The organism is Capnocytophaga sp. H4358 (assembly GCF_002302515.1).
In the GTDB taxonomy this organism is placed as follows: domain Bacteria; phylum Bacteroidota; class Bacteroidia; order Flavobacteriales; family Flavobacteriaceae; genus Capnocytophaga; species Capnocytophaga canis.
Window position 1 is genome coordinate 1,243,916 of the sequence record NZ_CP022380.1, and the last position, 13,073, is coordinate 1,256,988.

Consider the following 13,073-nt stretch of genomic DNA (forward strand, 5'->3'; position numbering starts at 1 on the left):
AACTCCTTTAATGAAGCAATACAATCAGATAAAGTCAAAATATCCTGATGCTCTATTGCTTTTTAGAGTGGGAGATTTTTACGAAACTTTTGGAGAAGATGCTGTCAAAACTGCTCAAGTGCTTGATATTGTGCTTACAAACAGAAATAACGGTAGCGAACGTACCGAATTAGCTGGTTTTCCGCATCATTCCATAAATACGTATTTACCCAAATTGGTCAAAGCAGGTTATCGAGTTGCTATTTGTGACCAATTGGAAGACCCAAAAACGGTCAAAGGAATTGTTAAACGAGGCGTTACCGAACTGGTTACTCCAGGAGTAGCGCTGAATGATGATATACTTCACTCTAAGTCCAATAATTTCTTAGCATCTCTCTGGTTTGGAAAAACAACCAATGGGGTCGCTTTTCTGGATATTTCCACAGGTGAATTTTTAGTAGCACAAGGTGATAGATTTTATATCGACAAACTATTACAAAATTTTAAACCTAGTGAAATTCTTATTGCTAAAAAACAAAAAAAAGATTTTATTGACAGCTTTGGAGAGGATTTCCACCTTTTCTTTTTGGAAGATTGGGTATATAAGCAAGATTATGCCAATCAGGTACTTACACAGCATTTTCAAACTAATTCTCTTAAAGGTTTTGGTGTAGACGAACTTTCTGAAGCAATTTTAGCAGCAGGATCAATTCTTTTTTATCTTTCTGAAACACAGCATAATAAATTACAGCACATCACTTCTATTCAGCGTATAGTTGAAGATGCCTATGTTTGGCTTGATAAATTCACTATCCGAAACTTGGAACTCTACACAGGGACTTCGAGCCAATCCGTAACACTGTTGGATATCATTGACAAAACCACGTCGGCAATGGGAAGCAGAACTCTCAAACGTTGGTTGGCGCTCCCACTGAAAAAAATCAATCAGATAGAGCAACGACATGAAGTAGTAGCACATTTCATGCAGCACATTGATACCCTACATAAAGTTAAAGAGCAAGTTGCTAAAATTAGTGATATTGAGCGACTTATTTCAAAAGTAGCTACAGAAAAGATATCCCCTCGTGAGGTCGTACAACTACGTATGTCTTTGGAGGCGATACCTCCCATTAAGCAACTTTGCGTACTTTCAGACAATGAACATCTGAAAGCATTGGGAGATAGAATGCACGCTTGCGAACAACTTTGTTTACGAATAAAAAATACGCTCTTTGATGATGCTCCTGTGAACATCCTTAAAGGAAATGTTGTTGCCAAAGGATTTTCTGCAGATTTGGATGAGCTAAGAAATCTCTCACAATCAGGGAAATCCTATTTAGACGACATGCTCAAACGTGAAACAGAACGTACAGGAATTCCTTCATTGAAAATTGATAGCAATAACGTTTTTGGGTATTATATTGAAGTTCGAAATACGCATAGGGACAAAGTTCCTGCTGAGTGGATTCGCAAACAAACCTTGGTCAATGCTGAGCGATATATCACAGATGAGCTAAAAGAATACGAAGCTAAAATATTAGGAGCTGAAGAAAAAATATCCCAATTGGAACAGCGTATTTTTTCGGAATTGGTATCTTTCACAAATGAATATATTGCTCAAATTCAAACAAATGCATCGCTTATAGGTCAGCTCGATTGCCTTTGTGGATTTGCTCAGCTTGCTATTGAAAATAATTATAGTCGCCCTGAAATGGATGCATCATTTGTTCTAAATATCAAGAATGGACGTCATCCTGTGATTGAAAAACAGTTGCCTGTGGGGGTTCCCTACATAGCTAATGACGTATACCTTGACCGTGATTCTCAGCAAATTATAATGATTACAGGGCCTAACATGTCAGGTAAATCTGCCATTTTGCGACAAAGTGCGTTAATTGTTCTGTTGGCTCAAATCGGAAGCTTTGTTCCTGCAGAATCGGCTCAAATCGGGATTGTTGATAAGATTTTCACACGTGTTGGTGCAAGTGATAATATTTCTATGGGCGAATCAACCTTTATGGTTGAAATGAATGAAGCCGCCCTCATTTTGAATAATATATCGGAACGAAGTTTGGTGCTTTTGGACGAAATCGGTCGTGGTACAAGTACGTACGACGGGATTTCTATCGCTTGGGCAATTGCTGAATACCTACATGAACATCCTTCCAAAGCTAAAACATTATTTGCAACGCATTACCACGAACTGAACGAAATGACCGAAAGTTTTGAACGTATTAAAAACTTTAATGTCTCGGTTAAAGAAACGAAAGATAGCGTTCTTTTTCTACGCAAATTGGTTTCGGGAGGTTCGGCACACAGTTTTGGAATTCACGTAGCTAAAATGGCGGGAATGCCTCAATTCGTTATCCAAAAAGCAAATAAAATACTTAAAAAGTTGGAAGAATCTCATTCTTCCTCCACAACTTCGGAAACTTTGAAATCAACTCAAAAAGAAATGCAACTAAGTTTTTTCAACATTGAAGATCCTCTGTTGGAAGAACTCAAAAACGAAATTACACAAATCGACATCAATACAATTACTCCTGTGGAAGCATTGATGAAACTCAATGAATTGAAAAGGATAATCGGAAATTAATCATTTGATTTAAAGTAAAATGTATAAAAACTTCGCTGAAGTTGTCTATTAAAAAAGATGACTTTCACGAAGTTTTTATGACATTATCCTGTTGCGATTTTGAATGACACCTCAATTCACACAAAAAACAGGTCGGAATTGTTTTGTTAAATGATAAATTCCTATCTTTACAACCTAAAATCCGTTTAAATGAAATCATATTCTAAACTTTATATAGTTATCCCTTTATTAGCACTATCTTTTTTATGGATAACATCTTGTGAATCAGATGATTTATGTGATCAAAAGGTAAATACACCCCAATTAGTGATTCGCTTCCGAGATATGTCTACCCAAAAGGAAAAGAAAGTCTCAAATTTAATTGTCTATGGAGAAGGAAAGAACACCTTGTTAATCAACGCTTCAACCGATTCGATAGCTCTGCCATTGAAAGTTGCCGAGCCCAAAACTTCATATGTTATGGTAAGCAATGCAAACTATAATAACACAACGGGAGAAATTACTGGTGGAGATATGACGACCATCACATTTACATATCAGGTACAGGAAGAGTTTGTTAGCCGAGCATGTGGTTTTAAAGCTACATACAATACTGTGAGTGCTACCATCGAAAATCCTGATGATACTTGGATACAATCAATTAACGTTACAAAAACGGAAGTAGAAAATGAAAAAAACGCTCACATACAGCTTTATCATTAGTTTTTTATTCTATCAAACTACTATAGCTCAAGAAGATACAAAAGAAACAACCTACAAACAACGCTATGGATTGCGCGTAGGAATGGACGTTAGCAAACCTATACGTTCCTTTTTCCAAAAAGGTTACAGTGGTTTGGAATTTGTGGGGGACTATCGGTGGAACTATAACTATTATTTGGCTGCCGAAGTAGGTTTTGAAAATAGATCCAAAAACGAAGATTTTTTTTCATACAAAACTACTGGACAATTTATCCGATTGGGAATAGATTATAATGCCTACAATAATTGGTATGGAATGGAAAATATGATTTATATGGGAGGAAGATATGCCTTTTCGCGATTTGCTCAGGAATTGACTTCCTACATGATTTATACCACCAATCCGTACTGGGAGGAAAATACAACAGGAAACAATCCCAATTGGTTACGAAGCTATGAGGGTCGAACTGCTCATTGGCTGGAAGTAATTTTAGGGATGAAAGTAGAATTATTCACCAATTTATTTGCTGGAGCAAGTTTGCGATTAGGGGTTATGATAGCAAATCCTACGGATAGCTTTCCTAATTATTGGATTCCTGGATTCAACAGAGTCCGTGAAGGAAGCCGATTCGGAGCGAATTTCAATTATACTATCACCTACTTGATTCCTCTGTATAAAAAAGAAAAAGAAAAGAAAAAAACAGATAAATCAACCACTCAATAATGATTTTCAAAATATCGTCAGAAAGTTTTAGATAAAGCTTTTAGAAAATTAAAACGCGTAAAAAGATTCATAATTTCATAATTATCCTAAAATCTCTAAGAAAATCAAATTGAGATAACAATAATTCATATGTTATATCGTTCAAAAATAAAAGGTTTAGGTTTCTATGTTCCTGCGAATATAGTAACCAATGATGATCTGTCCAAGCGGATGGATACTAATGACGCTTGGATTCGTGAACGCACTGGAATCGAAGAGCGTAGGCACGTAATAAAAGGCGAAGATACTACCACTTCAATGGGGGTTAAGGCAAGTTTAAAAGCCATTGAAAATGCAGGAATCGACAAAAACGATATTGATTTCATTATTTTCGCAACTCTAAGCCCTGATTACTATTTCCCTGGATCAGGTGTGTTAGTCCAAAAGGAATTAGGACTAAAAACCGTAGGAGCTTTGGACGTACGGAATCAATGTTCTGGTTTTATTTATGCACTTTCGATTGCTGATCAGTACATAAAGACAGGTATGTACAAAAATATTTTGATTATTGGGGCTGAAACGCAATCACCTGGATTAGATTTTACCACACGAGGACGCAACGTGTCCGTTATTTTTGGTGATGGAGCGGGAGCTGCTATCATTTCAAGGGAAGAAAATCCAGAAAAGGGTATATTGTCAACACACCTACATAGCGAAGGAATTCACGCTAAGGAGTTAGCTCTCATCGCACCTGGAATTGCAAATCGTTGGGTTACAGATATTATTGCTGAAAATGATTCAACGGATGTAAGTTATTTTCCATACATGAACGGACAACATGTTTTCAAAAATGCTGTAATCCGTTTTGCAGAAGTTATTCAGGAAGGTTTGCAACATAACGGACTGTCAAAGGAAGATATTAACATGCTGATTCCACATCAAGCCAATTTGCGTATTTCTCAGTTTATACAACAAAAATTTAAACTAAGTGATGATCAAGTATTTAATAACATCATGAAATACGGAAATACCACAGCGGCTTCCATACCAATTGCTCTAACGGAGGCTTTTGAGCAAGGAAGAATTAAAGATGGTGATTTGGTGGTTTTGGCTGCCTTTGGTAGTGGATTCACATGGGCAAGTGCAATTATTCGATGGTAAAGCAATGAGAAAAGTATATTATTTAAGTTCTTGTGACACCTGTAAACGCATTTTAAATGATTTGCAACTCCCAACAGATTTCGAGTTGCAAGACATCAAAAAAATACCGATTTCGGAAACTGATTTGGACTTTTTGAAAAGTAAGGTTGGGAATTACGAAGTTTTATGTAACAAACGTTCACAACTTTACAAAAGTCGTAACCTTAAAGCTCAAAATCTGACAGAAAATGAGTACAAACAACTTATTTTAGAACATTACACCTTTTTGGCTCGTCCCGTAATCGTGGTTGATGAACAAGTTTTTGTCGGAAATGCAACAAAAACGATTCAAGTAGTAAAGCAGTACTTAGGGAATGTATAATTCCTAATGGTAAGACATTAAAAACTGTAAGACTTTCAAAATATTATTGATTATCTGTAATTACTAATTTAGCAACTAACAAAAAATCCTACGTAGATATATAGAAAACACTCGTTTTTTATATTTGGGTATTTGCCCGAAGTGTCAAACCACTTGTTTTCTGCTTTCGCCTAATTAGTTGAAGCGTCAACCGCTCGTTTTCTGCTTTCGCCTAATTAGTTGAAGTGTCAACCGCTTGTTTTCTGCTTTCGCCTAATTAGTTGAAGCGTCAACCACTTGTTTTCTGCTTTCGCCTAATTAGTTGAAGTGTCAACCGCTCGTTTTCTGCTTTCGCCTAATTAGTTGAAGTGTCAACCGCTCGTTTTCTGCTTTCGCCTAATTAGTTGAAGTGTCAAACCGCTCGTTTTCTACTTTCGCCTAATTAGTTGAAGCGTTAATTGTTTGTTTTCAGTCTTCGCCTAAATACTCGAATTAATAAAACAAAAAAGGAGTGTTTTATAAACACTCCCAAAGGGTAAAGATAAAGATATTATAAGGAATTAGAAATCTGTAAGATATGGAAAATTGAGTAAATGAATGGTATTAACTTCTATTACGTTCTTCTGCATTTCCTCCCTCTCTTTTTTGTACCGAAATTTTGCTATTTCCAAACTTATAGGTAAGCGAAAGGCGTACGTAACGCGTGTCGTAGTACTGACGATAACTTTCCTTAATATCTTGTTTTTCAATATGAGCAGTAAAAGTCATTGCCTCAGTTTTGAAAATATCATTCACGTAAAGGGCAAGAGTTAATCTTTTGTCGAAAGCTAAATATTTGATACCTAAATCCAAACTTGAAGCCTCTGAAACTCTTCTCGTGCCACTATCCCACGGAGATTGATAGAAATAAGATACATTTACCTGTAAAGTTTTGTTTTCATTCAGTATAAAAGTATTCTGCAAGTTTTGATAACCTCCTCGGCTTATCATTTTATCGGGGAATAAAGCAACATAAGGTCTTGTATCTTCATAAGTAGCTCCCATATACGCAGAAATTTCCCACCACCAAAACAAACTTTTATTGATATTCATCGAAGCACTCCATCGATTAGAGTGGGCAAAATTCTCCCATCGGATTTGAGTTTCTTCCAAATCAGGATTGTGATACGTAATTTGAGTTCGGCTGTCTTCTATGTCAGTATATGATAATTGAAGTGTTAGCCAATGTTTATAGGAATAGTTGAGTGTAGCTCCTAATGAATAGGAAGGTTGCAAGAACGGATTTCCTACCACATATGATTTCGGATTCTGATAGTTTCTCCCTGGATTAAGTGAAAAAAACTGTGGACGAAAAATACGACGGTTTACATTTGCCGAAATGTTGTGATTCTCATTAATTTGATATTGAATATATAATGTCGGGAAAAGTTTAAAGAGATTTCGTTTGTGTGTTTCATTATTTGCTAAAACGGAAACTCCTTTGGTTTGTGTATTTTCGCCTCGAACGCCGGCTTTTACGCTCCATTTCTTTCCGAAAGATTTTGCCCAATCGGCATACAGGGCTTGGGTATCTTCTGTATAAAGAAAGTGGTCTTTGTGAGCAAGAGTTTCTATTTGATTTTCATCACGAAAATCGGATTGAGCGATATTGTCGGTCTGTGTTCGGGCAATTTTCGCTCCGAAAGAAAGATTTCCCCACGAAACAGGTGTTTCCATATCTGCCTTAAAAGAATAATTATCGATTTGTTGCAAAGAAAAAGAATTTCCAAACAATTTTGGTTGCGTATTGAGTTGATAATTATAGAAAATAGTGTTTAAATCATCATTTCTATCTTTTTTATAATGGAAATAATCAGCATCGATGGTAAGTTTGGCTCCTTTCTCTCCGATTTTCTGCAAGAAATTCACATTTACGGATAAATTTTGTGTGTTTTCAGGTTTGGCTTGACGTGTGATATATTCTTTCATTAGTTTTGGGTTGTTATACAAATACGCACGATTTGCCGCCAAGCTATTGCTGATATTTTCTGAAAAACTTCCCATAAATTGCACCCCAAGTATGCTTTTTTCGGTTAGGTCGTAGTTTAAATTCAGAAGGGGTGACCAAGTTTTTGCTTTTCTTTTGGTTTCCAACCGATTTACCCAATATTTTTTCGGATACCAAAAATGTACATCATTCTCGTAGTACTGCTTATCGTCTGCATACCCCAAGTCAGCCAAAGCGGAGAACTTATTTTTTCGGTACGAAAAGTTTACGCCACTGCGTGATTTCCCTTCAATTCCTTGTTGGTAAGAAGTCCGCAGAGTGGTGTTCCAATTATTTTCTTTGGCTTTTTTCAGTACGATATTGATGAGCCCTGCATTACCTTCGGCGTCGTATTTGGAAGGCGGTGTGGTGATGACTTCAATCTTTTGGATATTGTCGGACGCTATGGATTTCAGGAAGTTGGTAAGTTCTTCCCCTGAAAGTTGCATTATTTTATCGTTGACCATCACCCGAACGCCACTTTTCCCAACGATGGAAATATCCTCATTATGAACCTGCACTCCCGGTGTGGATTTTAGCACATCGAGGGCATCGCCACCGCTTGCCTGCACGGAGTTTTCCACGTTGAATACAAGTCTGTCCACTTTTTGTTCCACGAGTTTTTTCCTGCCTTCAACGGTTACGGCTTCTATTTCAATGGCTTGATTGATTTGCATAACGCCCAAATCGGTATTTTGGGAAACGGAAATGTTTTTGGAAAGAAATTCGGTGCCGAATTGTTCCAAAATGAGGGTGTAATCGCCTTTCGGGATTTTTACAGAAAATTTTCCCGAAGCATTGGTGATGGCTCCCTGTACGGCTTTGTCGTCTTTTTTCAAGATGACATTTACAAATTCGGCAGGTTTTTGTTGTTGATTTTTCACTTCTCCCGAAAGGGTGACTTCTTGGGCGGAAAGACTTATTGCCCATAGTAAAAACAAAAAAGAAAATATGGTTTTCATGGCAACTCTGTTTTTGATTTCCACCTTAAAGATGCATAAAAACAGAAAAAGTTACAAAAAAGATACTCTTTTCCTTGAAAAGAGTATCTTTTTCGATTAATCGTTACGATGATTGCCCAATGAATTTAATACATTATAAAAAAACTTTGCCAAAGTTTAAACTCTGACAAAGTTTTGAATGAGAAAACTATTAGGCATTGAACTTATTATGGTAAAATTCCAAATACTTATCAGTACCTACCTATTAGAACCACTTCACTAATGCAAAATCTTGGCGGTGTGGTAACAAATCATTTTTCGGGAACACTCGAAGGCCCAGTTGTAATGAGCCTGGATACTCGGTAACCACCTCTAAGGTATAAACAGCTTTACTACCTTCTTGTGAAGCTGGTGTAAATTCTTTTTTGTCCATTACTTTTGTTTTTCCTTCCTTGTCCTCACGTGCGATGACCAATTCCAAACCAATGTCATTCATGTTCAGCCCTCCAATGTCCAAAGTTATTTTTGCTTGGTAGTTATTTCCTATGGAAATCAATTGTTTGTTCTTGTTCGGAATTTCAGTATTTACTATTTTTACGTTATCCCACTCTTGATTTACCTTGCGTTTCCAGTCCGAAATTTGAATTGCTAAGGCAAAATTATCCTGTTTCAAACTCGCAGCACGTTCGCTCATAGGGAAGTAATATTGATTTTCGTAATCCGTAAGCATACGTGTTGTTGTGAAATTTACTGCCACTTTAGCAATAGTATTTTTAATTAACGCACACCAAGATTGTGAAATGCCGTCTTTATCTTTTTCGTAGAATGTAGGAGCAATTTCATCCTCAATGATGTTGTATATCATTTCGGCATCCATTTCATTTTGATACTCTTGATTTTCGTAAGCTCGTTCCATTGGTAAAGCCCAACCAGCATCTTCGCGATAGCCCTCTACCCACCAACCGTCGAGTACGCTAAAGTGCATCACTCCGTTCATTGCAGCCTTTTCTCCACTGGTTCCAGAAGCCTCTTGCGGACGCGTTGGAGTGTTCATCCAAACATCCACTCCTTGTACCATATGACGAGCTAACTCCATGTCGTAGTTAGGAATGAAAAGAATTTTACCTAAAAACTGTGGCATTTTCGAGATTTCAACGATGTGTTTAATCAAATCCTGACCTGCTTTATCGGCAGGGTGTGCTTTTCCTGCAAAAATGAACTGTACTGGTCGCTCTGGATTGTTTACTATTTTATCCAAACGCTCAATATTAGTGAATAATAAGTGGGCTCGTTTGTAAGTCGCAAAACGACGTGCAAAACCAATAGTAAGAATATCTTTTCTTAAATTCTCTTTGATTTCAATTAACTGTTTAGGTGAGAAATACGGTGTATTTTTTTCCAAACGTAACTTTTGCTCCACACGACGTAATAATTTTGCTCGTAATTCTGTTTTGACTTCCCAAATACGTTTGTCGGACACTTTATAAATCCCTTCAAAACCTTTAGGGTCAAATTGATTCTTTTTGAAATCTTCACCAAACACCTCATCTTCAATTTCTTTCCATAAGGTAGCTGTCCATGTTGGTTTATGTACCCCATTGGTAACGTAGCTGATGTGTGACTCTTCTGGCATATAACCTGGCCATAGATTTTTGAAGATATCCTTACTAACTTCTCCATGTAGCCAACTCACTCCATTTACTTCCTGTGATAGATTAGCCGCCAAATTACTCATTGAGAATTTCTCTCTTGGATTGTTCAAGTTAATTTTTCCTAAGGATAGAATTTGTTCCCAACTTACGTGTAGTTTATCGGTATAATTCTCAATATGAGCTCTTAGCATACCTTCTTCAAAGAAATCGTGTCCTGCTGGTACTGGTGTGTGCGTAGTAAACAAAGATGAAGCTCGTACTACCTCCATAGCCTCGGAGAAAGACAAATTGTCATTTTGGATGTATTCACTAAGTCGTTCCAGTCCAATAAATGCCGCGTGTCCTTCATTGCAGTGATATACCTCAGCATCAATTCCTAACTTACGCAACATTTTGATGCCTCCTAATCCTAAAAGCATTTCTTGTTTCAGACGGTTTTCCCAATCTCCCCCATAAAGATGGTGGGTTACAAAGCGGTCGTCTTCTCTATTGTCTTCAAAATCAGTATCTAATAGATATAACTCAATGCGTCCTACATCCACTCGCCAAACACGCGCGTACAATGTTCTTCCAGGTAAATCCACTGCCACGACCATCCATTTTCCATTGGTGTCAATCACTGGGGTGACTGGAATTTTTGAGAAATCTTGTGCTTCATAATCAGCCTCTTGATTTCCTGCGGAAGATAATTTTTGAGTAAAATATCCATAACGATAAAGTAGCCCTACACCAGTAATTTTTGTAGCCTTATCACTAGCTTCTTTCAAGTAGTCTCCTGCCAAAATTCCCAATCCTCCCGAATATATTTTTAAAGAAGAATGTAACCCATATTCCATGCTAAAATAAGCAACCGATGGGCTTACCATGTCTACTTTTTTAGCCATGTAATTTTGGAATTTGTTATATACGTTTGACAGTTGTTTCATAAAAGCACTATCTTTCTCAAGCTCTTTATACCTTGAAAGCGAAATCATATCCAACAATTCTATTGGATTTTTGCGAGAATCAAGCCATTTTTGAGGGTCAATGCTGTGAAATAAATCCGAAGCATCGTCATTCCAACACCACCAAAGGTTTTTTGCCAATTCTTCCAAAGGTTGTAGTGCTTCTGGTATCGCTCTGTGAATGATAATATTACGCCAAATAGGAGTATTCACTATTTTACTTTTTTCTAATACAGAAGCTGCGTCTGTGTCAATGTTAGGCAGACTAATTATTCGTTCTTCAATATTTTCTAAAGTCAGTTCGTAAGCTTTAAAGTAATTTTTACTTAAGTTCTTCCATAGGGCAATTTCGGCCACTTTACCTGCTTCTTCTCTAATTAATTCAAAGTCAGAATCTTTCATCAGAAGTAGTGACGATATGTTTTTAGTGATTTCACTAACTACATCACCATAATTGCTGTCAGTACGCTTGATAACCTCAATAGATTTCTGTTTTTCAGGATAATAATTTTCTACCCATTTTCCAAATCCAGCCAAAGAAGTCGTGATTGTCGGCACATTGAAAGCTAAACTTTCCAATGGCGTATACCCCCAAGGCTCATAATATGAAGGGAATACAGTGCCGTCAATTCCAATAAGTACATCGTAGTACGACAAATTGAATATACCGTCATTGCCGTTCAGATAGCTAGGGCAAAACACTACTTTCACTTTATCTTCCTTGCGGTTGAAAAGTTGTTGTTCATAGATTCTGCGTAGAATTTGGTCATTATTAGGGTCTGATAAATAGTGCGTTAAATGTTTTTGGTCATTATTTCCCGCTTGTTGCGGATAGTCCAAATTATGTTGTAACCCATGGTTTACGCCCTCATGAGCCGTAGGAACTAGCAAGAAAGCAATTACCTCTTTTTTATTTTTCAGATTGCGGTTCAACGTGCCTAAAGCATCAATGAAAGCGTCAATACCCTTATTTCTGAATTCATATCTTCCGCTGATAGCCAACATCTTAGTATCCTCACTAAGCGTATGCCCAACTAGAGCTTGAGCTACTTTATGGAGTTGTTTTTTAGCTTCCTTACGTTTTTTATCAAAGGTTTTGGATGGAGGAACAATGCTGTCTTCAAATCCGTTTGGAGTAATCATATCGGTTTTACGTCCTAAGAAATGAAGCGATTCTTGAGCCGTTAGTTCGCTTACCGTAGTGAAACAATCCGTTACTTTGGCAGCAGTTTTCTCCAAGAAATGCTTGTGTTGCACTCCAAATCGATATGCCATTTCCTCAGGATTGTAACCTTTCATATTGTCATAGAGCGGATAACCATTTCCTGCAATTGAACGACCTACAACGGTGGCGTGTGTAGTGAAAACAGAACCTACTTTTGGCATTTTGTCTTCGATGTAGAGCAAACCACTACCTGTCATCCATTCGTGGAAATGACACAGTACATTTTCGCGTGAAGCGGTGTTGAATTTCACAAAGCTCTCAATAACCTTGGCTGCAGCGTATCCAAAAAGTACTGATTCGATGTAATCCCATGAGCTGTTTAATGAGTCAAGTTTGTATGTATCCCAATAGTAGCGTAGAATCTCATTTTTGTTGCTGATGTAGCTCGAAAAATCAACTAAAATCACAATCGGATTTCCTGCCACATTCCAATTTCCTACACGCACTCGAAGCCCTTCGCTTCCTGCTTTGGTTTTCCACGATTTGAAAAGTTCTTTATTTTCAATAAATTCCTTGTTTTCAGCGTGTTGCCAGATGTCTGGCCCAATGAGGATGTATTTATTTTTGAATTTTTTAGTAATGCTCAACGCTTTGGTTGAGATAACGGTGTGAATACCACCTACCTTGTTGCACACTTCCCAACTTGTTTCGAAGATGTAGTCAGGATTTAATGTCATTTTCTTTGTTGGCATAATGATGTAATCTAAATATTTATCGTATGTTGTTATTTTTAAGTTAAATTTTCAAGAGGTAAAGGTACAAATAAATATTATTTTTTGCAAGAGAGAAAGATGTTTTGTTTTGAGCCACACTCAACTCGTGCTA

At 37.1% G+C, this 13,073-nt stretch carries 7 protein-coding genes; 5 read left to right on the forward strand and 2 right to left on the reverse strand.

Features of this window, described 5'->3' with window-relative positions:
• Positions 1–10: 10 nt before the first annotated feature.
• The 5 genes from mutS (at position 11) to CGC49_RS05395 (ending at position 5,481) form a co-directional block, all read left to right on the forward strand.
• Entirely contained in the window at positions 11–2,575 is a 2,565-nt protein-coding gene (gene mutS, locus CGC49_RS05375) for a DNA mismatch repair protein MutS (protein WP_082024926.1), read from the forward strand.
• A gap of 189 nt (positions 2,576–2,764) precedes the next feature.
• Positions 2,765–3,277, forward strand: a complete 513-nt coding sequence (locus CGC49_RS05380; protein WP_042006871.1) for a DUF6452 family protein — start codon at positions 2,765–2,767, stop codon at positions 3,275–3,277.
• The gene (locus CGC49_RS05385; protein WP_042006872.1) at positions 3,243–3,980 is read left to right on the forward strand and encodes a DUF6048 family protein; all 738 of its coding nucleotides are present in this window, start codon (positions 3,243–3,245) and stop codon (positions 3,978–3,980) included. The genes CGC49_RS05380 and CGC49_RS05385 overlap by 35 nt, the downstream gene beginning before the upstream one ends.
• 129 nt (positions 3,981–4,109) lie before the next feature.
• The gene (locus CGC49_RS05390) at positions 4,110–5,120 is read left to right on the forward strand and encodes a 3-oxoacyl-ACP synthase III family protein (RefSeq protein WP_095912039.1); all 1,011 of its coding nucleotides are present in this window, start codon (positions 4,110–4,112) and stop codon (positions 5,118–5,120) included.
• A 4-nt stretch (positions 5,121–5,124) separates the two neighbouring features.
• Positions 5,125–5,481, forward strand: coding sequence for an arsenate reductase family protein (locus CGC49_RS05395; protein WP_095912702.1), 357 nt, complete (start codon positions 5,125–5,127; stop codon positions 5,479–5,481).
• 582 nt (positions 5,482–6,063) lie between these two features.
• On the opposite strand, the gene CGC49_RS05400 is transcribed toward CGC49_RS05395, so the two are convergent.
• Both CGC49_RS05400 and glgP read right to left on the reverse strand, forming a co-directional pair.
• Entirely contained in the window at positions 6,064–8,448 is a 2,385-nt protein-coding gene (locus CGC49_RS05400) for a TonB-dependent receptor domain-containing protein (RefSeq protein WP_157909004.1), read from the reverse strand.
• A 244-nt stretch (positions 8,449–8,692) separates the two neighbouring features.
• Positions 8,693–12,943: an alpha-glucan family phosphorylase gene (gene glgP, locus CGC49_RS05405; RefSeq protein ID WP_095912041.1), complete on the reverse strand. Its 4,251-nt coding sequence runs from the start codon at positions 12,941–12,943 to the stop codon at positions 8,693–8,695.
• Positions 12,944–13,073: the final 130 nt, after the last annotated feature.

What these genes read in the sequence shown, in the direction of transcription:
- mutS (WP_082024926.1), top strand. Translation starts at nt 11, where the DNA reads ATGAAGCAATACAATCAGATAAAGTCAAAATATCCTGATGCTCTATTG.
- CGC49_RS05380 (WP_042006871.1), top strand. Translation starts at nt 2,765, where the DNA reads ATGAAATCATATTCTAAACTTTATATAGTTATCCCTTTATTAGCACTA.
- CGC49_RS05385 (WP_042006872.1), top strand. Translation starts at nt 3,243, where the DNA reads ATGAAAAAAACGCTCACATACAGCTTTATCATTAGTTTTTTATTCTAT.
- CGC49_RS05390 (WP_095912039.1), top strand. Translation starts at nt 4,110, where the DNA reads ATGTTATATCGTTCAAAAATAAAAGGTTTAGGTTTCTATGTTCCTGCG.
- CGC49_RS05395 (WP_095912702.1), top strand. Translation starts at nt 5,125, where the DNA reads ATGAGAAAAGTATATTATTTAAGTTCTTGTGACACCTGTAAACGCATT.
- CGC49_RS05400 (WP_157909004.1), bottom strand. Translation starts at nt 8,448, where the DNA reads ATGAAAACCATATTTTCTTTTTTGTTTTTACTATGGGCAATAAGTCTT.